Annotated in this window: 21 protein-coding genes and 1 pseudogene; 12 read left to right on the top strand and 10 right to left on the bottom strand. The window is 58.4% G+C overall.

Annotated features, from left to right (window positions below):
• Positions 1-13: 13 nt before the first annotated feature.
• Both ACA041_RS18245 and ACA041_RS18240 read left to right on the top strand, forming a co-directional pair.
• Entirely contained in the window at positions 14-211 is a 198-nt protein-coding gene (locus tag ACA041_RS18245) for a YbdD/YjiX family protein (RefSeq protein WP_497435167.1), read from the top strand.
• Positions 212-575: 364 nt separating this feature from the next.
• Positions 576-1,232, top strand: a complete 657-nt coding sequence (locus tag ACA041_RS18240) for a S1 family peptidase (RefSeq protein ID WP_497435163.1) — start codon at positions 576-578, stop codon at positions 1,230-1,232.
• Positions 1,233-1,249: 17 nt separating this feature from the next.
• Here the strand turns inward: ACA041_RS18240 and ACA041_RS18235 are convergent, their stop codons facing one another.
• The 3 genes from ACA041_RS18235 to ACA041_RS18225 all read right to left on the bottom strand — a co-directional run bounded on the left by ACA041_RS18235 (position 1,250) and on the right by ACA041_RS18225 (position 3,427).
• Positions 1,250-1,981, bottom strand: a complete 732-nt coding sequence (locus ACA041_RS18235) for a metallophosphoesterase (protein WP_497435157.1) — start codon at positions 1,979-1,981, stop codon at positions 1,250-1,252.
• A gap of 145 nt (positions 1,982-2,126) precedes the next feature.
• Positions 2,127-2,327 (bottom strand): hypothetical protein, encoded by a 201-nt coding sequence (locus tag ACA041_RS18230; protein ID WP_497435151.1) that lies wholly within the window; start codon positions 2,325-2,327, stop codon positions 2,127-2,129.
• Positions 2,328-2,521: 194 nt separating this feature from the next.
• On the bottom strand, positions 2,522-3,427 hold the full coding sequence (locus ACA041_RS18225) for a LysR substrate-binding domain-containing protein (RefSeq protein WP_497435146.1): 906 nt from the start codon (positions 3,425-3,427) through the stop codon (positions 2,522-2,524).
• Between the two features lie 168 nt (positions 3,428-3,595).
• Here ACA041_RS18225 and ACA041_RS18220 point away from each other — a divergent pair, with 168 nt between their 5' ends.
• The 5 genes from ACA041_RS18220 (at position 3,596) to ACA041_RS18200 (ending at position 7,722) form a co-directional block, all read left to right on the top strand.
• On the top strand, positions 3,596-4,720 hold the full coding sequence (locus ACA041_RS18220; protein ID WP_497435141.1) for an NAD(P)/FAD-dependent oxidoreductase: 1,125 nt from the start codon (positions 3,596-3,598) through the stop codon (positions 4,718-4,720).
• Positions 4,710-5,048, top strand: a complete 339-nt coding sequence (locus ACA041_RS18215) for a (2Fe-2S)-binding protein (RefSeq protein WP_497435137.1) — start codon at positions 4,710-4,712, stop codon at positions 5,046-5,048. Before ACA041_RS18220 ends, ACA041_RS18215 begins: the two co-directional genes overlap by 11 nt.
• Positions 5,041-6,441, top strand: coding sequence for an FAD-dependent oxidoreductase (locus tag ACA041_RS18210; protein WP_497435132.1), 1,401 nt, complete (start codon positions 5,041-5,043; stop codon positions 6,439-6,441). Before ACA041_RS18215 ends, ACA041_RS18210 begins: the two co-directional genes overlap by 8 nt.
• A complete protein-coding gene (locus ACA041_RS18205) occupies positions 6,438-6,791 on the top strand; it encodes a RidA family protein (RefSeq protein ID WP_497435127.1) in 354 nt (117 codons plus the stop codon). The genes ACA041_RS18210 and ACA041_RS18205 overlap by 4 nt, the downstream gene beginning before the upstream one ends.
• Before the next feature lie 148 nt (positions 6,792-6,939).
• The gene (locus tag ACA041_RS18200; RefSeq protein WP_497435125.1) at positions 6,940-7,722 is read left to right on the top strand and encodes an ABC transporter substrate-binding protein; all 783 of its coding nucleotides are present in this window, start codon (positions 6,940-6,942) and stop codon (positions 7,720-7,722) included.
• 83 nt (positions 7,723-7,805) lie between these two features.
• Here the strand turns inward: ACA041_RS18200 and ACA041_RS18195 are convergent, their stop codons facing one another.
• The 6 genes from ACA041_RS18195 to ACA041_RS18170 all read right to left on the bottom strand — a co-directional run bounded on the left by ACA041_RS18195 (position 7,806) and on the right by ACA041_RS18170 (position 13,680).
• On the bottom strand, positions 7,806-8,510 hold the full coding sequence (locus ACA041_RS18195) for an SOS response-associated peptidase family protein (protein ID WP_497435122.1): 705 nt from the start codon (positions 8,508-8,510) through the stop codon (positions 7,806-7,808).
• A 127-nt stretch (positions 8,511-8,637) separates the two neighbouring features.
• Positions 8,638-9,585 (bottom strand): alpha/beta hydrolase, encoded by a 948-nt coding sequence (locus tag ACA041_RS18190; protein WP_497435116.1) that lies wholly within the window; start codon positions 9,583-9,585, stop codon positions 8,638-8,640.
• A gap of 62 nt (positions 9,586-9,647) precedes the next feature.
• Positions 9,648-10,670 (bottom strand): transketolase family protein, encoded by a 1,023-nt coding sequence (locus ACA041_RS18185; protein WP_497435111.1) that lies wholly within the window; start codon positions 10,668-10,670, stop codon positions 9,648-9,650.
• The gene (locus tag ACA041_RS18180; RefSeq protein WP_497435105.1) at positions 10,667-11,515 is read right to left on the bottom strand and encodes a transketolase; all 849 of its coding nucleotides are present in this window, start codon (positions 11,513-11,515) and stop codon (positions 10,667-10,669) included. The genes ACA041_RS18185 and ACA041_RS18180 overlap by 4 nt, the downstream gene beginning before the upstream one ends.
• Positions 11,516-11,533: 18 nt before the next feature.
• On the bottom strand, positions 11,534-12,832 hold the full coding sequence (locus ACA041_RS18175) for an MFS transporter (protein WP_497435099.1): 1,299 nt from the start codon (positions 12,830-12,832) through the stop codon (positions 11,534-11,536).
• Positions 12,833-12,930: 98 nt separating this feature from the next.
• Positions 12,931-13,680 carry an SDR family NAD(P)-dependent oxidoreductase gene (locus ACA041_RS18170; protein WP_497435094.1) on the bottom strand — a complete coding sequence of 250 codons (750 nt, stop codon included), beginning with the start codon at positions 13,678-13,680 and terminating at the stop codon, positions 12,931-12,933.
• A gap of 198 nt (positions 13,681-13,878) precedes the next feature.
• Between ACA041_RS18170 and ACA041_RS18165 the strand changes: the two genes are divergently transcribed.
• Complete coding sequence (locus tag ACA041_RS18165) at positions 13,879-14,793, top strand: LysR substrate-binding domain-containing protein (RefSeq protein ID WP_497435090.1); 915 nt, start codon at positions 13,879-13,881, stop codon at positions 14,791-14,793.
• A 48-nt stretch (positions 14,794-14,841) separates the two neighbouring features.
• Here the strand turns inward: ACA041_RS18165 and ACA041_RS18160 are convergent, their stop codons facing one another.
• The gene (locus ACA041_RS18160) at positions 14,842-16,179 is read right to left on the bottom strand and encodes an MFS transporter (protein WP_497435088.1); all 1,338 of its coding nucleotides are present in this window, start codon (positions 16,177-16,179) and stop codon (positions 14,842-14,844) included.
• A 256-nt stretch (positions 16,180-16,435) separates the two neighbouring features.
• Here ACA041_RS18160 and ACA041_RS18155 point away from each other — a divergent pair, with 256 nt between their 5' ends.
• From ACA041_RS18155 to ACA041_RS18140, 4 genes and pseudogenes are all read left to right on the top strand, one after another.
• A complete protein-coding gene (locus ACA041_RS18155; RefSeq protein WP_497435086.1) occupies positions 16,436-16,909 on the top strand; it encodes a nuclear transport factor 2 family protein in 474 nt (157 codons plus the stop codon).
• Positions 16,910-17,748: 839 nt separating this feature from the next.
• Positions 17,749-18,783 (top strand): zinc-dependent alcohol dehydrogenase family protein, encoded by a 1,035-nt coding sequence (locus ACA041_RS18150; RefSeq protein WP_497435084.1) that lies wholly within the window; start codon positions 17,749-17,751, stop codon positions 18,781-18,783.
• A gap of 404 nt (positions 18,784-19,187) precedes the next feature.
• Positions 19,188-19,639, top strand: a pseudogene (locus ACA041_RS18145) (thiolase family protein); the annotation flags it as partial.
• A 123-nt stretch (positions 19,640-19,762) separates the two neighbouring features.
• On the top strand, positions 19,763-20,059 hold the full coding sequence (locus ACA041_RS18140) for a hypothetical protein (protein WP_497435079.1): 297 nt from the start codon (positions 19,763-19,765) through the stop codon (positions 20,057-20,059).
• Positions 20,060-20,081: the final 22 nt, after the last annotated feature.

The following is a 20,081-nucleotide window of genomic DNA, read 5'->3' as shown; positions in this document are numbered from 1 at the left end:
CGAGGATTGCAGCATGTTCAATGACCTGAGTCGCCTCGGTAAATACCTCGGTCAGGCCGCGCGCCTGATGGTCGGCATGCCCGACTACGACAACTACGTCGAGCATATGCAGAACAAACACCCGGACAAGCCGGTGATGAGCTACGAGATATTCTTTCGGGAGCGTCAGGAAGCCCGTTACGGCAGCAAGGGCGGGCCGAAGTGTTGTTGAGTGTTGACAGGGTTCTTTATTGAACTTGTTATAAATATAAAAACCGCAAACGCCGCTCATCCGAGCGGCGTTTTCGTTTGCGCGGCGATAAATCAAGTTCGATTCCAAACATATAGCCGCTCTATATCTCTGCTCATTATCGACATCTTGTTGACGCCAGTTATTTGTGCTGCCGGTTGATTCTAAAAGCGATTGACCCTAGCGCAAAACAGTTGTGCGCGTTATTGAAGTGTCAGCCATAAATAACAGCGAGTTCAGTTAAATCAATCGCTAAGCACATCTGTGCCGCATTGGATAAGGAAGCGACGGAAAACTGACAGTAATAAAAGACAGTCATACCCTCCCTTTAAGTCGGTGATACATCATGATCAAGATCATGGCCTGCTTTTTGATAGGAGCGATAACTGCAGGATGCAACGGCATCGTTAAGCCCGACCTTTCGGGCGCTACTAGCGATTCATACTTTCTGGTTTTCTCGGGCTTCCCTTTGCCCTATGTCTATATGGCCTCGGCAGTGCAGTGGAATGAGGACTACGCCGTCACCACCCGCCATACTCCGATGATCCCCAACGTGAAATACACCTGCAGCACAGGCTGCGACCTGGTGTTCTTCCAGCACAAGGCCAATGGCCGGTACCCGTCCTGGCGCGCACCGCGTGTGGGCGAGAGCATTACGGCCGTGGGGGGAAGCCCTTATCTGATGACCACCACCGGCAAGGGCAAGGTGTATCAGACGCCTTTCATCAATACCAATGAACACAGCGGCGAGCTCTATGCCATCCATGATGCCCCGTTGATCAAGGGCATGTCGGGTGGCCCGGTCGTCGCCAGTGACGGCAGTGTGGTGGGCATCAATGTCGGTTTCTATTCCACTATGTTGAACGATGTGAGTGCACACCCCGGAGTGAATTCAGCCGAGAGGATGAGCATCTTTGTTCCTTACTCGGTCATCTTGCGCGAATGGGGATTGTTGCAGGCGAAGCTGGATGATCCGCACGGCACCAAATATGTCGCGAAGTAGGTCATCTTTGCAGCGTGCTACAGGGTGGTGCCGGGAATGGTTTCCAGCGTTTGCAGATTCAGCAGGGTGAAGTGACCGCGCTCTGGCAGCCAGCCGCCGGTGTCGATGTGGAAGACATTGCCCAGGATGACCGGTTGAGGCAGGGGGGTGTGACCCACGACCACCGCGCGCACACCAGAAATGCCGTCGGGGTTCCTGTCTGTGATGCGCCGGCGTGACCACTGCAGCGTCGTGGCGATCTGCTCGACCTCCACCGCCGGGTCGGACAGCGCTTGAGTCATGTCTTGCCAGCTGCCCCGCGGGACATCGGCGTGCACAATGCCGACCAGGCCTTTCGGCGTCTCGACCTCGATCACCAGAGGCAGGTCACCGAGAATCTGCGCATAGTAGGCCTGCTCGACGCCCGATAGGGCGTAGAACCAGGCGCCGCCATTGATGAAGTGCATGCCGCGTTCAGCGCTGGTGCGGCCGGCGGCGTGCGAGTCGACGGCCATCTGCTCATGGTTGCCGCGAACTGCATGGAACCAGGGCTTGCGCAGCAGCCATTGATCAACGTCCAGCGATTGCGGCCCGCGGTCGACCAGATCGCCCACGCTGAACAGGCGGTCCACGGACGGGTTGAATCCCGCAGCCTCCAGCGCAGCCTGCAAGCGGCTGAAATGGCCGTGAATGTCACCCACGGCCAGGTCGCGGCCGGCGGTATTGGCGGCGAAACGCTGCACACGCGACATTGCTCTGGTTTCGAACATTGGGAATGCCTTGCCCACCACGAACCGGCGAGCGGGGAGTCCGTTGAGTCCAGGCCTGGAAGTGGTGGTTGACAGGTACCGCGTCGGTGCCGGTTTCGCTGGCGAACATCAAGCCATCGGATTACCCGACACCGATAAAACGAAGTCAGAAGGCGGTGGCTTGTCCGAGCTTGTTGTCCTGCGCGCCAGCGATGAGGTGCAGGGGAATGTGTTGCTGCTCATCAATGGACGAGACTTCAAAACCTCCCACCACCTGGGGCTGTCGCTCGCACACTTCGGTCGACTCTCCTGCCAGTATTTTAGCCATTCTTGCGTGATTCGCGGCGATTTCATTGAGAGTTGACATGTTACATCCCCCGGGTGACTGACCAAGCGTATCGCTGGAGTCCTTGAACATTGATTTAAGTGCTGCCGCGTCAGAATTACGTCGATCTGGGGCCGCTACGACCGGCCTTTGCAATCCTTGAGCCAGAGAGGGTTGGGTAATTGACGCTACCCTGAGCATAGGCGACGAATGGTGAGTTTGCGTTAAAAAGCGTTCTAGAAACGGTACTGCGCCGGTACCTGCCTGGCGATGAATTGCTGCATGTGTTCAAAAAAGCTGATGTGCAGCTTCGACGTCGGTCCCTGCAGCGGCAGCAGCATGCTGAAGTCCATTTCAATCGCCGGTTCGAATGCCCTGAACACCACGCCACTGCCGCGGTACTCGACGGCGCTGATGGCATCGACCAGGGCGACGCCAAGGCCTTGCTCGACAAAGGTGCACATGGGCAGCGACAGTTGGGTTTCCAGGCGCAGTTCGCGCTCGACGCCATAGGCGGCAAAGATCGAGTCGATGTGTTGACGCGAGCCGATGGATTGCGGATAGGAAATGAACGCCTCGCCTTGCAGATCCTCCGGGCGGATCGTGGTCTTTTCCTGCAGGCGATGGTTGGCCGGCAGCGCGCACAGCATGCGCGTGGCCAGGAGTTTTTCCGCGCGCGGGCTGGGGTAGGTGTTGGGCAGCACGATGATGCCCAGGTCGCAGCGCTGGCCGACCACCAGATCGACGATCTCGCGGGATGAATGCACCACCAGCGAAATCTGCACCTGATCATGCTCGGCCATGAACGCGGCGATGGCTCGCGGCAGGAATGACAGCCCCATGGCCGGGGCGCAGGCGATGTGCAGCGAACCGCGTTTCAGGCTGCGAATCTCCTGCGCCGTCCGGGCAATCCGTTCGACCCCGAGCAGCGAGCGTTGTACTTCCTGATACAGCGTCATGGCTTCGGCGGTGGGTTGCAGCCGGCCTTTGATCCGGTCGAACAAACTGAAACCGATGTCCTCCTCGAGGCTGGCAATCAGTCGCGTGGCTGCCGGCTGCGAGATGTGCAGCATCTCTGCGGCGCGGGTGACGGTCTGGCCGAGAATGACCGCGCGAAAGGCCTCCAGCTGACGAAGATTCATGGCAGGTACCCTTATAAAAATCCATAACAAAAAGACATGACCTTGCCAAAATAAAGCATTTTTCAAGCCGCTGTCAGCTCTCTAGGATCTTAAATCTCAAGATCATCCAGGCGTAATGCCTGCGCTGCAGGTAATTCCTGGGGCGTATAAAGAGCGACAGCGCAACTCATGCAAAAAACTGATGTGGTTATCGTAGGAGGCGGGTTGGTGGGGCTGTCCATTGCCTATGGTCTGGCCTTGCTCGGTCGCCAGGTCAGCATCCTCGATGAAGGGGACAACGCCTTTCGGGCGGCGCGGGGCAACTTCGGCCTGCTCTGGGTTCAGGGCAAGGGCTACGGGATGAGTCCCTATGCGCAATGGACCCGGGATTCGGTGGCGCTGTGGCCACGCTTCGCCGCCGCCTTGCAGGCCGACAGCGACATTGACCTGCATCTGCGTCAGCCGGGCGGCTTCCAGCTGTGTTTGAGTGAGCAGGAGATGGCCGAGGAGAGCCGTCGATTGCTCTGGTTGCGCGACGCCATGCACGGTGATTATCCATTCGAGTTGCTGGACGCGGCCCAACTGCGCGCTCGCTTGCCGGGCGTGGGGCCGTCGGTCGTGGGCGGCTGTTATTCGCCCATGGACGGCCAGGTCAATCCGTTGAAATTGTTGCGTGCGCTATACGCCGCCTGCCAGGCGCGCGGGGTCAGGATCATAAATGGCCAGCGGGTCAGCGCCATTGGCCAGCGCGCCTCGGGCTTTGAACTGGACGCCGGTGGACAGCGCTGGCACGCCGGGCAACTGGTACTGGCCGCCGGACTCGGCAATCGCGCATTGGGCGCGCAGCTGGGGATGGACGTGCCCGTGAGCCCCAATCGCGGGCAGATCCTGGTCACCGAGCGACTCCAGCCCTTTCTGCATTACCCCACCACCTACGTGCGCCAGACCGACGAAGGCACGGTGCAGCTGGGCGACTCCCATGAATCGGTGGGTTTCGACGACGGCACCAGCAGCGAAGTGATGGGCACCATCGCCCGGCGCGCCGTGCAGTGCTTTCCGCGGTTGGGGCAGGTCCGGATGGTGCGGGCCTGGGGAGCGCTACGGGTGATGAGCGCCGACGGTTTTCCCATCTACGAAGCTTCGCAGGCCTGCCCTGGGGCGGTAGTGGTCAGTTGCCACAGCGGCGTAACCCTGGCGGCGATCCATGCCTTGCGCCTGGCGCCGTGGATTGCCGGCGACTATGACGAGCCGGCCGTGGCGCCTTTCAGCTTGCAGCGCTTCAATCACCAACCCGAGGTGCGCCATGCCAGCTGACAGTTTGTTTCGGGCGTTTGAACCCGCGGAAAAAACCGTACAGATCGAATTCGAAGGCGCTTTGTTGTCGGTGCCCGCCGGCATTTCCCTGGCCGCGGCATTGTTGCTCAGCGGTGTCACTCACACCCGCGAAAGTGCGGTCAGCGGCAGGCTCGGCGCGCCGTTTTGCATGATGGGCGTGTGCTTCGAATGCCTGGTCGAGGTGGACGGGCAAGCCAACTGTCAGGCGTGCCTGCTGCCGGTTCGAGCGGGCATGCGTGTTCTGCGCCAGCGCGGAGCCCGGGATTTTTTGGGCGCAGATCACGACGAGGAGGGCGCTGATGAATAAGCCAACAGTCGACCTGATCGTGATCGGTGCCGGCCCGGCGGGGATGAGCGCGGCCATCGAGGCCAAGCGCCACGGATTATCGGTAGTGGTGCTGGACGAGCAGGGCAGCCCCGGCGGGCAAATCTATCGCAACATCCGCCAGGCCGATGCGCGCAGCCGCAGGGTCTTGGGTGATGACTATGAGGCAGGCGCGGGGCTGGTCGAACAGTTCCTCCGGTGCGGGGCCCGGCACCTGGCCAACGCGTCGATCTGGCAGGTGACGCCCCAGCGTCAGGTGCATTACCTGATCGATGGCCGCGCGCAAATCCTGCACGGGCGTCATGTGTTGATCGCCACCGGTGCGTTCGAACGACCGATGCCCATTCCGGGCTGGACCTTGCCGGGCGTGATGACTGCAGGCGCCGGACAGATCCTGCTTAAAAGCGCCGCGCTGGTACCGCAAGGCCCCGTGGTCCTGGCTGGCTGCGGCCCCTTGTTGTACCTGCTGGCGGTGCAATACCTGCGAGCCGGCATCGCCATCGAAGCGCTGGTGGACACCAGTGGCCGGGGTGATCTGCCACGGGCCTGGCGCAACATCCCGGGCGCCCTGCGCGGCTGGCGTGACCTGCTCAAGGGCCTGCAATTGCTGGTCGAATTGAAACGCGCCGGGGTCAGGCATTTCCGTGATGCCAGGGATTTCCAGATCGAAGGCCCGACGCAGGCCAGCGCCCTGAGTTTCAACAGTGGCGGTCGACGCCGGACCCTTCCAGCCTCGCTGGTTCTGCTGCACCAGGGCGTGGTCCCCAACACTCAGATCAGCTGGTCGTTGCGCCTCGAACATGACTGGAGCGAACAGCAACTGTGCTGGATCGCGCGCCGCGACAGCCAGGGTCAAACCCGCCTGCCGGGCATTTTTATCGCCGGTGACGGTGGCGCGATCGGCGGTGCGCAAGTGGCGCTGCTCGAAGGCCGCCTGGCCGGGCTGGCGATTGCCGCCAGCTCGGGAAAGATTGATGCGCAACAGCTGCAGCAACTTGCCGCGCCTTATCGAAAGGCCTTGATCCGCCTGCGTGCTGCACGGCCACTGATTGATGCGCTATACCGCCCGCAACCGCAAAACCGCATTCCCGCCGACGAGGTGATTGTCTGTCGCTGCGAAGACGTCAGCGCCGGCGCGATCCGCCAGCATGTCGCCCTCGGCTGCCTGGGGCCCAATCAGGCCAAGGCATTCGGCCGCTGCGGGATGGGGCCCTGCCAGGGTCGGCTGTGCGGCTTGAGCGTCACCGAAATCATTGCCGAACAGCGCCAGGTCCCCGCCGCCGAGGTCGGGTATTACCGCATTCGATCGCCACTCAAACCCATCACCCTTGCCCAATTATCCACTGAGACACCTCTCACCCAGGAGCCTGTATGAGCCTTATTCAACGCATCGAAAGCAATCCACGCCTGAGCCGCAGCGTCGTGCATAACGGCGTGGCCTGGCTCAGCGGCATTGTCGCCGCCGACTGCAACCAGGACATCCGTGGCCAGACGCGCCAAGTGCTGCAACGCCTCGACGAACTGCTGGAAATCTCCGGCAGCGACAAGCGCCGGCTGCTCAGCGTGCAGATCTGGATGAAAGACATGGACGCCGATTTCGCCGGCATGAATGAAACCTGGAGCGCCTGGGTCGACGCCGCACAAACCCCGGCACGGGCCACCGCTCAAGTGATGTTCGATGATCCGCAGATCCTGTTGGAGTTGATCGTCACCGCCGCCGTCTGAGTACCCGTAGCGCCGGGTGGATGCCTGGCGCTACGACGGAGCAGGCGGCCGACAGAGCCGTCATCTCCTTGTTCACATTGCCGCTGCCATAACGGACGCCTTCTTTTTGGAGCGCCCGACATAAACAACATCGCATCTGGAGCCATGAATGAACGTAAAAAACACGGTATTGAAAATGGGCCTGATCTCGCTGCTGGCGTTCGGCGCCAACCTGCAGGCGGCGGAGCAACCCCTGCGCCTGGGCATCGAAGCGGCTTACCCGCCATTCGCGTCGAAGACGCCGGATAACACCATCGTCGGCTTCGACTACGACATCGGCCAGGCACTGTGCGCCGAGATGAAGGTGCAGTGCGTATGGCAGGAACAGGAGTTCGACGGGCTGATTCCCGCGCTCAAGGTGAAAAAAGTCGACGCGGTGATTTCTTCGATGTCCATGACCCCGGAGCGAATGAAATCGGTCGACTTCAGCAATCGCTATTACCGCATTCCGGCGCGCCTGGTGTTCAAGAAGGGCAGCGGCATCAGCGAGATTCCGGCGCAGCTCAAAGGCAAGCGGATCGGGGTGCAGCGCGCGACCAACTTCGATCGCTACGTCACCGAAAAATTTGCCCCGGCCGGTGCCGAAGTGGTGCGCTACGGCTCGCAGAATGAAATCTTTCTCGACCTGCTGGGCGGGCGCCTCGATGCAACCATGGCCAGTTCGGTGGTGATCGATGAAAGCCTGTTGAAGCGGCCGCAAGGGCAGGACTTCGAATTCGTCGGCCCGAGTTTTACCGAAGAGCAGTTCTTCGGTACCGGCATCGGCATTGCCGTGCGCAAGAACGATCCGCTGGCGGGTCGCTTCAATCAGGCACTGGCGACGATTCGGGCCAACGGCACCTACGACACTATTCGCCAGAAGTATTTCGACTTCGATATCTACGGCGAGTAAGCAACGAGGTCGTTACGGTACGCATGCCTGGGCGTGCGGCCGTTGTTTTAGTCGCGCAGAGTCGAGCTGCAAACCAGGGCGCGTCATGTGCAGCCATCACCCTCGATCTCGTCCATAGGGTCGATCACCTGGGCGCTCTGGTTGCGAACGTTGCCAATCGCGCGGTCCACCTTGAACCACTCGAAAGCCTCGGTCGGCTCGCCTTGAAACAGCGCCATGTGCTCGGCGCGCTCCATGGGCGTCGTGGGCTCCAGCCATTCCCGGGCCAGTTCCGGCGATAAGGTCACGGGCCGCCGGTCGTGGATGTCCACCATGCCGCCGGCGCTGTCGGCGGTGATGATGACGAAGCCGTCGTGTTCGCCCGGCTCGTGCTCGGCGTTGGGGTACTGGCCGATTGCGGCGCAGAGGATCGGCGTTCGGTCACAGTGACGGATCAGGTAAGGCTGCTTCTTTGGTCCCCCTTCATCGACCCATTCAAACCAGTTGTCGATGGCGATGATCGCCCGGCGCGGCCAGATCGCTTTGAAGAATGGACCATGGGCGACTTTCTCGACCCGGGCGTTGATCGGCGCGGCGCGGTCCTTGGCCCAGTGCGGACGCCAGCCCCAGCGCACCAGGTCGGCGCGCAAAAACTGGCCTTCCTGGTGAAAGAGGGCGAGTTGAGTGGTCGGCGCGGCGTTATAACGCGCCAACGGTTGGTCGCCGGCATAGTTGATCAGGGCGTTGGGAATGCTGAGCGCCGCGACGAAGTCGTGAATGCCCCGATACTGGGAAAGGCGTCCGCACATGATTGGATTCTCCGGCTTTGTCTTCAGCGTAGACCAGCGGCCAGAGGTTTCGTGATGAATCCTCGACCACGGCACGAACCACGAACAATTAGCGGCGCAGGTCAAGGCACGGGAGTGAATGGTCGGCCTAACTCTGCTTCACGAATTTTTTCAACGCGCGAACAATATCGAGATTGGACTGGGCCGTGATGCGTCCTGGCTGCTGGTCGAACATGTGGGGCGCTCCAGGGTAGACGTGAAGTTCTACGGCAACGCCTGCGCGGGATAGTCGCAGTGCATAGTCGATGTCTTCTTCAAGAAATAGATCCAGCGACCCTACGGACAGGAAGCTCGGAGGCAGGCCGTGCAGGTTCAGTTGCATGGACGGTGAAAATAAACCGATACGTTCATCGTCGAGGCTGTAGCTTGCGCGAAGGCAATCCCAACAGAATTGGTTTGGCGTCGGCAGCCAGCTGAAGGTACCTGTGCTTTCGTTGGTGTGGGGGGAATCTGCGGCGCCCGTACGGTAATCAAGCATGGGATAGACAAGCATCTGCGCGGCGAGCGGATATTCCCCTCGGTCACGCGCCAGGATGGCCAATGCGGCCGCCAGCCCTCCACCTGCGCTGTGCCCCATGACCACCACGTTCCGCGGATTTATGCGGTACTTGCGCTGATTGGCAAATATCCAGCCGAGTGCCGCATAGCAGTCTTCAAGAGGTATTGGAAAAGGGTGTTCAGGAGCCAATCGATAATCAACTGCGACAATCAGCGTGTTCAGTTCTTCGGCTAGATCGGCCAGGTAGTCATCTGCCATTTCAGGCTGGCCAAGGACGAAGCCTCCGCCGTGAACATAAAGGATCGCCGGCAGGGCTATAGCGCTTGTTGTTCCTTGAGGCCTGTAAAGACACAGGCGTAGAGCTTCTCCATCCGCCTCTGCTGTCGTCCATGATTCTTCACAACGGGCATCCTGCCTGGATGCGTAAGTCGCGCTGACACGCGCCCGGATAGTTGGCAGCGTGGCGAGCGACCAGTCTTCTGCGCCTGGTGTCAGAAAACCGTGAAACTCGGGATCAAGCAATTCATGTGGTTTCAATATTGCGCCCCTTTCGCGCCGAACAGCATGGCACCCATTTCCGGGTGCCATGAACTTTGCCGTTACAGCCAGGCTTTGATTTGTGTGCAAACGGCTTGGGTTGAAATGCCATAACGATCATGGAGTGTCGGCAGCGCTCCGGCATCGAGGAAGGCATCTGGCAAGGCAATTTGCCTGAAGGTCGGTGTTACGCCGTTGCGCAGCAGGACCGTCGCAACAGCCTCGCCCAGGCCACCGATGATGGAGCTGTTTTCTGCTGTCACTACCAGTCGACCGGGCTTTCTGGCTTCAGCAAGGATGGTCTGTTCATCCAGCGGTTTGATCGTCGGTACGTGCAGCACGGCGACTTCAACGCCATCTGCTTGCAACTGCTTGGCCGCTTCCAGGGCGCGCATGGTCATCAAGCCCGTAGAAATGATTAGCACGTCGTTGCCGGTACGCAGGGTCTTGGCCTTGCCGATCTCGAACTTGTAGCCGTATTCGTCCAGCACCAGCGGCACGTTGCCGCGCAGCAAGCGCATGTAGACCGGCCCTTGGTGCGCAGCGATGGCGGGCACGGCCTGTTCGATTTCCAGTGCATCGCAGGGATCGACGATCATCAGGTTGGGCATGGCACGGAAGATCGCCAGGTCGTCCGTGGCCTGGTGGCTCGGGCCGTAGCCGGTGGTCAGGCCGGGCAGGCCGCAGACGATTTTGACGTTGAGGTTTTCCTCGGCAATCGCCATGCAGATGAAGTCATAGGCGCGGCGGGAGGCGAATACGGCATAGGTCGTGGCGAAGGGCACGAAGCCTTCACGGGCCATCCCCGCCGCGGCACTCATCAGCAGCTGTTCGGCCATGCCCATTTGATAGAAACGATCCGGGTGAGCCTTGGCGAAGATGTGCAGATCGGTGTACTTGGATAAATCGGCGGACATGCCAACGATGTCTGGACGCTGATCGGCCAGGGCGGCCAGCGCATGGCCAAAGGGCGCGGATCGGGTGGCCTGGCCTTCAGAAGCAATCGAGGCGATCATCGCTGAGGTGGTCAGGCGCTTTTTGGCTGGCTCACCAGTCGAAGCCGGAGTGTTGGTTGCATTGCTCATTGGTTTTTACCTTCTTCCAGGGTGCTCAGTGCCAGATCCCATTCGTGCTCTTCCACGCGAATGAAGTGCGTCTTCTCCCGGGTTTCAAGGAAGGGCACACCTTTACCCATTTTGGTATCGCAGATGATGACCCGTGGTTGAGTCCCTGGATGACTGCGCGCGGCGTCGAAAGCAGTAACCAATGCATCCAGATCATTGCCATCGACCCGTTGGGTGAACCAGCCAAATGCCTGCCAGCGATCTACGATCGGTTCGAACGAGAGGATTTCGCTGGAATAGCCATCGGCTTGCTGGTTGTTGACGTCGACAATGGCGATCAGGTTGTCGAGCTTCCAATGCGACGCCGACATCACGGCCTCCCAGGTCGAGCCTTCATTCAATTCGCCGTCCGACAGCAGGTTGTAGACGAAGGAGGGCGAGCCTTTGCGCTTGAGGCCCAGGCAGCCACCGACCGCGATGCCCAGGCCCTGGCCGAGCGAACCACCGGTGATTTCCATGCCCGGGGTGTAGGTCGCCATGCCCGACATGGGCAGGCGGCTGTCATCCGAGCCGTAGGTTTCCAGCTCATCGAGCGGGATGATTTCTGCTTCGATCAAGGCCGCATACAGTGCAATCGCGTAGTGACCGATGGAGAGGTAGAAACGATCACGTTGCTCCCATTCCGGGTCTTCAGGCCGATAGTTCAAGGCATGGAAGTACGAGACTGCGAGCAGGTCAGCGGCGCCGAGGGCTTGACCAACATAGCCCTGGCCCTGGACTTGACCCATTCGCAGTGCGTGCCGACGAATGTTGTGTGCTCGCTCCGCCAGAGTCTTGGATGAAGCGTATGAAGGATTAGTAGTCATGCTAAAAACTCCGTTAAATCAACGATTGACCAGGGCGGCGGGAATGCGCAGTACCAACAGGGCTCCGCCCACCAGTACGCCGGTGATGAGGTACATGCCGATGGCGCTGGATCCGGTCAGCGTGGTAATCCAGCCAATCAGGTAAGGCGAGCAGAAGCCGGCGAGGTTGGCGAAGCTGTTGACCGCCGCAATGCCTGCGGCGGCAGACACGCCACCGAGCAACGTGGTGGGTAACATCCAGAACATCGACGTCGCCGACAGAATTCCGGAAGCGGCCAGGCAAAGACTCAGAATGGAGAGCGTCACATTTCCCCCCATCATTGCCGCCAGGGTTAGTCCGATAGCACCCGCGATCATCGGTATGATGAGGTGCCAGCGGCGTTCGCGATGTTTGTCACCACTGCGTCCGGCATACAGCATGGCCACAATTGCACAGAGGTAGGGCAGGCTGGTCAGCACGCCGATTTTCATCGGGTCGGACACCCCTGCGTTACGCACCAGGGTCGGCAACCAGAAGGTGATTGCGTACTGTCCCATCACGACACAGAAGTAGATGGCGGCCAATAACCAGAGACGACGGTCACGGATGAATTCGCCTACCGAGGCGTGTGTAACTTTTTTCTGGTCATCCTCGGCCAGCTCGCGGCTGATCAGCGCTTTTTCGTCGTCGTTGAGCCAGCTGGCTTGATGCACGCCATCCTTGAGATAGCTCAATACCAGCAGTCCAACCACGACGGTGGGCACGGCCTCCAGCACGAACATCCATTGCCATCCCGCCCAACCGTGTACGCCGGCAAACTGGGTCATGATCCAGCCGGAGAGGGGGCCACCCACCATGCCTGACAGCGGAATGGCGATAAACCACAACACAGTCATGCGGGCACGGCGATAAGATGGAAACCAGTAGGTCAGGTACAGCAACAGACCTGGTGCCAGGCCGGCCTCGGCGATGCCGAGCAGAAAGCGCAAGGCATAGAATTGCCACGCCGTTTCGACGAAGGCGAACAGCGCCGAGACGATGCCCCAAGTGATCATGATGCGCGCGATCCAGACCCGCGCACCGACCTTGTGCAGGATTATGTTGCTAGGGACTTCGCAGAGGAAGTAGCCGATGAAGAACATGCCCGCGCCCAGCCCATAGACCGTTTCGCTGAGCGCCAGATCGTTCATCATTTGCAGCTTGGCAAAGCCGACATTGACCCGATCGAGATAGGCACACAGGTAGCACAGCATCAGGAACGGCATCAGGCGCCACGCGGTTTTCCGGTAGGCGTTGGAGCGCACGGTCGAAACCGCTTCGAGCGACAGGGTTGTCATGATGGTCTGATCTCTTGTTTTTATTGACCGCCAGGCCATAAGGCCTGGCTGCGTCGTCGATCCAGAACCGCACGGGCCGCAAGGCCCGCCAGGTGTCCTCAGTGAATCAGCATGCCGCCGTTCACATCCAGGGTGATGCCGGTCAGGTAGGAGGATAGGTCGCTGGCCAGGAACAGGGCCGCATTCGCCACATCCTGGGCTTCACCCAGACGCCCCAACGGGATACCGTCGATGATCGCGTGTCTGCGCTCGTCCTGCATCAGGCCACCGGTGATGTCGGTGTGAATCAAACCGGGTGCGATGGAGTTGACGCGTACCTTGTCCGGTCCCAATTCCCGGGCCATGGCTTTGGCCAGGCCCAGCACACCGGCTTTGGCAGCGCTGTAATGGGGGCCACCGAAAATGCCGCCGCCGCGTTGCGCGGAAACCGAGGACATGCAGACGATGCTGCCGCAAGACTGTTGGCGCATGATCGGGATCACCGCCTGCGACATGAGCAAGGTGCCACGTAGGCTGACGTCCAACACCTTGTCGTAATCGCCAGGGCGGATGTCCAGCGTCTTGAGTGGCTGGGTGATGCCGGCGTTGTTGACGAGAATGTCGATGCGGCCGAAATGTTCGATGATTTTGGCGACGGCTGACTGAACCTGCGATTCGTCAGCGACGTTGGCTGCAAGACCTAGATGTCCTTCGCCCAGCGAAGCAGCGGCATCACGAGCGGCGGATTCGTCCAGATCGAGGATCACGACGCGAGCGCCCTGTTGCGCGAAGGTGGTCGCCGTAGCGCGGCCAATGCCACGTGCGGAGGCGGCACCAGTGATGATCGCGACTTTGCCTTGAAGAAGCATGGAGGAGTTCCTCTGATTGTTTTTATTGGGTCGACCCACAACGAATCGATGACTCAGCTTGGTCCCCGGGCTTGCCTTGAGCAATAACGCGAATGTCACTTGATGCTGAAAAAAATTCAGCACTCGCCAACACAATGATCGGGTGGTTGAATAGCTGAACGTCCGGCTTACGCCGTCTGCAGCGGGAAAATAATAATCATGGCCTCACCCGGCGATGCACCTCCGATACTGCCACCCCTGAAAGCCATTCAGGCCTTTGAACAGACGGCTCGCTTCGGCAATGTCGCTCGCGCGGCGGAATTGCTCGATCTGACCCCCTCGGCAGTCAGCCATCAGTTGGCCAAACTGGAGGCGATGATCGGTCGACAGTTGTTTTTCCGGACGGCCAGAGGCGTGACGCTGACGCCGGTTGGCGAGCAATACCTGACTGAGGTTTCCGGCATCTTGCACAGCCTGGCGGTAGCCACTGAACGTGCCACCAGTGATGTCAGCCTGGATTGCCTGCGGTTGCACTCCTCGCCCAGTTTCGGCCTGCTGTGGCTGATGCCGCGCCTGGAACAGTTTCGCCAGAGCCATCCCGATATCCAGCTCAACCTCTCGTGCTCCTACGAATCACTGCACTTCAGTCGAGACAAGATCGATGTGGATATTCGCCATGGCATGCCGAATTGGCCGAGTTTTGAAGTGCGCACGGTGCGCAATGAAAAGATTGCGGTGATGGCTTCCCCGAAGCTGCTGGCAAAGCGTCCCATCCGGGTGGTTGCGGATCTGCTGGACAGCAATCTGATTCTGTCGGAAGCCACGCTGATCAAATGGCCACAGTTGTTTGCGCAACTTGGCCTGTCACGTCCCGAAAAACCCTATTCGCTGAGTTTTGATCGCTCATACATGACGCTGGAAGCCGCCAGCCACGGACTTGGCTTTGCTTTGGAAAGCACGTTGCTGGCGCAAGATTATCTCGCACGCGGTGCCTTGGTTGAAGTGGCCCCTGAGCTGAGCGCTTCGATCACTGCTCACCATCTGGTTTTCCCCAGGGCCCACTCCAACTTTCCTCGGGTCAGGCGATTCCTTGAGTGGATGCAGAAGGAATTGGGGCATGATTTTTCCTACTGATCCCGCTTGCCACAGGCGCTCATTCGCCATTGCGACAAGCGCCACTCTTCAGCGGGAACCCTCAGGCCGCAGCCCTACGCCACTCTCCCTGGTCGGCACATCATGCAGGGAAACCCTCGACGTCTCCGGCAACGCCAAACCACCGGCCAGCGCGAGCAACGCAACCGCCATCAGATAGAACGCGGGCGACAGGTTGCTGCCGGTGGTGCTGATCAGCCACGTCGCCACCAGCGGCGCGGTGCCACCGAACAGGGTGTAGGCCATGTTGTAGGTAATCGCCGACGCGGTATAGCGAGTACGGGTGGGGAAGGTTTCCGAGAGCAGGGCCGCGGTGACCACACCACACAACACCGCGCCGATCGCCAGCAGCATGACGCCGACGATGGAGGCGGCGAACGACCCGGAACTGGCCATCAGGAACGAGGGATACACCGCCACGATCAACAGGGCGCAAGCGGTCATTACCGTCGCCCGACGCCCGACCCGGTCCGAATACAGCCCGGCCAGGGGGCAGATCGCCGCGGCGAAGATCAAGGCAATCAGCGACACCAGCAACGCCGTCGCGCGACTCAGACCGCCCGCGACTTGCAGGTAGGTCGCGAAGTAGGTGGTGAACATATAGAACGACAGCGCCGTCAGCGACACGAAGGCACCCAGGCAGCAGATCGCCGCGCCATGGTTGCGCAAGGTTTCCTTGAGCGGGGAGTGTGCCACCGCATGTTCCTCGGTCACTGCCTGGAACGCCGGGGTTTCATCCAGCTTCCAGCGCAGGTAAAGACCCACCAGGCCCAGCGGCGCGGCAATCAGGAACGGCAGGCGCCAGCCCCAGCTGCCCATGGCTTCGGCCGATAGTGATGCCTCGAGCGCATAGGCCACCACGGCGGCCGCGGCGAAGGCGGAAAAAGTCGAGACCGGAATGAAGCTGCCATACCAGGCCCGTTTATCGTTGGGTGCATGCTCCATCAGATAGGCACAGGCACCTGCGTATTCGCCCCCGGCGGAAAAGCCCTGGGCGCAACGGATGACGGTCAGAAGGATCGGCGCCATGACCCCGATGGCGGCATAGGTGGGCAACAACCCGATCAAGGTTGTCGCACCCGCCATCAGCAGGATGGTCATGGCCAGGGTTCGCTTGCGGCCAATCCGGTCACCGAGCATGCCGAAGAAAATCCCGCCCAGAGGCCGGAAGGCAAAGGCCACGGCGAACACCGCGAAGGTTTTCAGCAAGGCGACGCTGGCATCGCCGCTGGGGAAAAACTGCTGGGCGATGGTGGTCGCCAGAAAACCGTAGACGGCGAAGTCGAACCACTCGACGAAATTGCCGATGGCGGCAGCGACAATTACTTTTCTCAGCGTTTGCGGGCTGACCTGAGCTGCGCTTGTCATGCTGGACCCCTCGACATTCCATTAGTAGGCTTTTGATTATCGGGGCAGCGACTGGAACGGCTTACTTCAAAAGTGTCATCCGCATAGTCATGACCGACCCGTTGCGTTTGGGGTAGGCATGATTCGTGCCGTAGGGAGCCCCGATTGCGCTTAACTCGTTGCGTAAAACGCAACATGTTTATCAGGCCCTGTGATTGTTGCCCAATCGGCTGATCGCTAATTTCCTGTCATCGCTATCGTTGACAGGTGCTCTCCCATGAATTCACCCCTTCCGGATATTGCTGCACTGGCAGAGCGCATCAGTGGACTCGAAGCTGAATCGGCGGTGCGTCGGGTGCTGCATCGCTACATGGCCTTGTGTGATGTTCCCGGCCCGGCAGATCGTCTGCCGGCACTGGCGCAATTGTTTTGCCGCGATGCGGTATGGCAGGGCGTCGGCTCGCGCTATGCGCTCCAGTTTGGCTGTATCAAGGGCCGCGAGGCGATCGTTTCGATGCTCGGTTATCTGCCTCCTGACCCACACTTTCAGTTCAAGGCACATTTTCTGGCCGGTGAGCAAATCACCATTGACGGCTTCAAGGCCAGTGGCCGCTGGTTGATGCAGCAACTCTGGCGTTACGACTCGGGGCAGGGTGAGGCCATTGTGGCTGCACTCGGTCTGGTGTTTCTGTGGGAGGACGGCGCCTGGCGCATTGCGTCTTTTACCACCGAGCGACTGGACGCCTGCTAGGCGTGATTGCACTAGGGCTGGGTGTCTCAGTCCGGCCCAAGTCAATTGAACTGCTGCGACTCCTTCCTTGTCATCCGTACAGAACCTAGGAAACTCGACAATCTCGTGTTGTTCCCAGAGAGTGTTATTCCAATGACTCCTACAGAAATGCTGATGGATTGGCATGCAAACTGGACGATTTCAGAGAGAACTGTCAGGTGCAAGACTTGCCGTGCGGAGCAGGTTGAATGCGACAGGGACGGAACATTTGTGCATGCACCCGGCTGCGTTAAAGACTCCCTGGGCGGCCTTCCCTGGAAAGACCTAGAGGATATCCAGAAGGCGTTTCCAAGCGGTCCAGAGCAATCACCCGGCCTATATCGCTAGTCGTGCAAGGCTTGGCTGACAGCGCTGCACCAGATTCTTCAATATTTTCACCGTTTCTTTCAAGAGCTGAGCCCATCCTCATTGTTATGGTTTATCCGTGCCTTCAAGTTGCTCGTCATTTGCAGAAAATAAAGGCAAAAAAATCAATATAACCATAACAATATGAGGCTTCAAAATGAGTGTTCAATTGGTACCCGGCTCTGTGTCTTCCGGGAACGGTAAAGTGACTCATCTGGATGCAGTGGTGATTGGTGCCGGCGTAGCCGGCATCAATCAGTTGTATCGACTTCGTGATATTGGCTTCGTCCGGCCAACACACCTTCCTGACACCGTCGCTTAAGGCGATGGTGCGTTAGAACTGGTGAAACGCCGTGTGAAGTGGTGAAACAACCCGGTTTTTTCGCTATCGCTCTACTAGTCATTACCTCGCGCCTCTATCTGCCAGAGTCGTTTTGTATAAACAGGAGATTTTTATGAAAGCGCTCGTTTATCACGGTGATCACAATATCGCTCTAGAAGAAAAACCGAAGCCAGCTATCCTCAAACCTACCGATGCCATCGTTCGTGTACTAAAAACTACAATTTGCGGCACTGATCTCGGAATCTATAAAGGCAAAAATCCGGAGGTTGCCGACGGTCGTATTCTAGGGCACGAGGGCGTCGGAATTATCGAAGAGGTGGGTGGAAGCGTCACACATTTCAGAAAGGGTGACAAAGTACTAATATCCTGCGTGACCTCATGCGGATCATGTACCTATTGCAAGAAACAGCTTTACTCACATTGTAAAGATGGTGGCTGGATTCTTGGTTACATGATCGACGGCGTGCAGGCTGAATATGTACGCATTCCCCATGCGGACAATAGTCTCTACAAAATTCCACAAACTATTGACGATGAGGTCGCAGTATTGCTCAGCGACATCCTTCCAACCGGCCACGAGATCGGCGTTCAATACGGTAATGTTCGACCGGGTGATGCGATTGCAATCGTTGGTGCAGGCCCCGTCGGTATGTCAGTGCTGTTGACCGCACAGTTTTACTCACCATCGATAATTATTGTGATCGACATGGATGAGAATCGTTTGGAACTTGCCAAGGAGCTCGGTGCCACCCACACGATCAACTCCGGCACTGAAAATGTCGTAGAAGCTATTTTTAAAATCGTAGAGGAAGGTGTCGATGTGGCGATTGAGGCTGTGGGTATACCGGCGACGTGGGACATTTGCCAACATATCGTCAAGCCAGGTGCACACATAGCCAATGTCGGTGTTCATGGCGTAAAAGTTGACTTTGAGATCCAAAAGCTTTGGATAAAAAACTTGACCATTACCACCGGCCTAGTGAATACAAACACAACTCCCTTGTTAATTAAAGTAGCGTCTTCAAATAAACTTCCGTTGAAAAAAATGATCACTCACCGCTTCAGACTTGATGAGATAGAGCACGCCTATCAAGTTTTCCTCAATGGAGCAAAAGAAAAAGCCATGAAAATCATTCTTTCTGCGTAAATCGACTATTACGATTGGTGCAGGGGGTGCATCAAAGCCCCTTGTATTTTTAGTTGAGTTGACGATAGTCTTTCTACTACTCTCAGACGCAGTAGTTCTCATCGCTCCCTGTACCACCGGCAAAATTTAATTCTTGAAAATTGCATACTGGATGAAGGGCCGTGCACAATGTCTAAACAACGGTTGCGGTAGAAATGGCAGTCACCTGCCCCCCACCGCACAGATCCGTACCAGCGGTAAGCTGATCGTATTGACAACGTCCTGGTTAGGACGTTCTGAGCACCACCCGCTTTTCAAGATGTCACCACGCATGATGTTTTGAAGGGCGGTTCTTCATTTGTCGGATGGGTCGGATTGCGCACATACGCGTAGCGATAACCATCGCCGCCCCGAGGGAGAGCAACATGCAAGAAGTTGTAGTTGTCTCCGCTACCCGGACTGCTATCGGTAGCTTTCAGGGGGCTCTGGCCAATGTATCTGCCGTAGACTTGGGCGCCGCGGTGATCAGGCGCCTAGTTGAGCAGACCGGGCTCGACGGTGCTGATGTGGATGAAGTGATACTTGGCTAAGTTCTGACTGCTGGGTCTGGCCAGGATCCGGCACGCCAGCGATAAATGCCGGTCTGCCACACGCGGTGCCCGAACTAACTCTGAATAAGTTCCGTGGCTCGGGGCTCAAGGCCTTGCATTTGGGTATCCAAACGATCCGCTGCGGTGACGCTGAAGTGATTATCACTGGCGGCATGGAGAGTATGAGCCTCGCCCCTTACATCATGCCGGGCGCCCGCACAGGCCTAAGCATGGGGAGCGCAAACCTGATTGACACCTTGATCCAGGGCGGTTTGTTGGACGCCTTTATCCACTTAGCAACCGCGCGCCGGAACCACAGTCGATTCCCTCGCCAAGCTCAAACCAGCGTTTTGGCAATAGAGCGCTAAAACGATGAGCACTCAGCTTAGCGTTGACTCAAAAGTTCAATCTTGACTCGATATGAGTTCAGAGGCCTGCGGTCTAGTGATCGGGAAAGGGTTGGCATGCTTCGTGATCGTTATCAAAATCTTCTGCGTCGTATCTTGCTAGGTGGGGTGGCCTATAAAATATTTGATATCGAGGATATAGCAGTTACTGCACATGCTTTAACTGCACTGTTGGATGGAGTATCTGGCAGCACTAATGTCGGAGGCGTTGAAAGTGTTGGCTGGTTGGGCAGCTTAGTCCAGGGTATATTGTGGCTAGAACTGTGGACATTAGTAGTTTCTAATATAGTCTGCTTTTAAGAAGATTCCAGAGGAGGTAGGT

It is taken from the genome of Pseudomonas sp. LBUM1676 (assembly GCF_059695605.1).
Note: the sequence above shows the minus strand (reverse complement) of the source record. Positions and strands in the feature narration are given on the sequence as shown.

Excerpts from the sequence above, each read along its gene's own strand:
- ACA041_RS18245 (WP_497435167.1), top strand. The coding sequence starts at position 14 with ATGTTCAATGACCTGAGTCGCCTCGGTAAATACCTCGGTCAGGCCGCG.
- ACA041_RS18240 (WP_497435163.1), top strand. The coding sequence starts at position 576 with ATGATCAAGATCATGGCCTGCTTTTTGATAGGAGCGATAACTGCAGGA.
- ACA041_RS18235 (WP_497435157.1), bottom strand. The coding sequence starts at position 1,981 with ATGTTCGAAACCAGAGCAATGTCGCGTGTGCAGCGTTTCGCCGCCAAT.
- ACA041_RS18230 (WP_497435151.1), bottom strand. The coding sequence starts at position 2,327 with ATGTCAACTCTCAATGAAATCGCCGCGAATCACGCAAGAATGGCTAAA.
- ACA041_RS18225 (WP_497435146.1), bottom strand. The coding sequence starts at position 3,427 with ATGAATCTTCGTCAGCTGGAGGCCTTTCGCGCGGTCATTCTCGGCCAG.
- ACA041_RS18220 (WP_497435141.1), top strand. The coding sequence starts at position 3,596 with ATGCAAAAAACTGATGTGGTTATCGTAGGAGGCGGGTTGGTGGGGCTG.
- ACA041_RS18215 (WP_497435137.1), top strand. The coding sequence starts at position 4,710 with ATGCCAGCTGACAGTTTGTTTCGGGCGTTTGAACCCGCGGAAAAAACC.
- ACA041_RS18210 (WP_497435132.1), top strand. The coding sequence starts at position 5,041 with ATGAATAAGCCAACAGTCGACCTGATCGTGATCGGTGCCGGCCCGGCG.
- ACA041_RS18205 (WP_497435127.1), top strand. The coding sequence starts at position 6,438 with ATGAGCCTTATTCAACGCATCGAAAGCAATCCACGCCTGAGCCGCAGC.
- ACA041_RS18200 (WP_497435125.1), top strand. The coding sequence starts at position 6,940 with ATGAACGTAAAAAACACGGTATTGAAAATGGGCCTGATCTCGCTGCTG.
- ACA041_RS18195 (WP_497435122.1), bottom strand. The coding sequence starts at position 8,510 with ATGTGCGGACGCCTTTCCCAGTATCGGGGCATTCACGACTTCGTCGCG.
- ACA041_RS18185 (WP_497435111.1), bottom strand. The coding sequence starts at position 10,670 with ATGAGCAATGCAACCAACACTCCGGCTTCGACTGGTGAGCCAGCCAAA.
- ACA041_RS18180 (WP_497435105.1), bottom strand. The coding sequence starts at position 11,515 with ATGACTACTAATCCTTCATACGCTTCATCCAAGACTCTGGCGGAGCGA.
- ACA041_RS18175 (WP_497435099.1), bottom strand. The coding sequence starts at position 12,832 with ATGACAACCCTGTCGCTCGAAGCGGTTTCGACCGTGCGCTCCAACGCC.
- ACA041_RS18170 (WP_497435094.1), bottom strand. The coding sequence starts at position 13,680 with ATGCTTCTTCAAGGCAAAGTCGCGATCATCACTGGTGCCGCCTCCGCA.
- ACA041_RS18165 (WP_497435090.1), top strand. The coding sequence starts at position 13,879 with ATGGCCTCACCCGGCGATGCACCTCCGATACTGCCACCCCTGAAAGCC.
- ACA041_RS18160 (WP_497435088.1), bottom strand. The coding sequence starts at position 16,179 with ATGACAAGCGCAGCTCAGGTCAGCCCGCAAACGCTGAGAAAAGTAATT.
- ACA041_RS18155 (WP_497435086.1), top strand. The coding sequence starts at position 16,436 with ATGAATTCACCCCTTCCGGATATTGCTGCACTGGCAGAGCGCATCAGT.
- ACA041_RS18150 (WP_497435084.1), top strand. The coding sequence starts at position 17,749 with ATGAAAGCGCTCGTTTATCACGGTGATCACAATATCGCTCTAGAAGAA.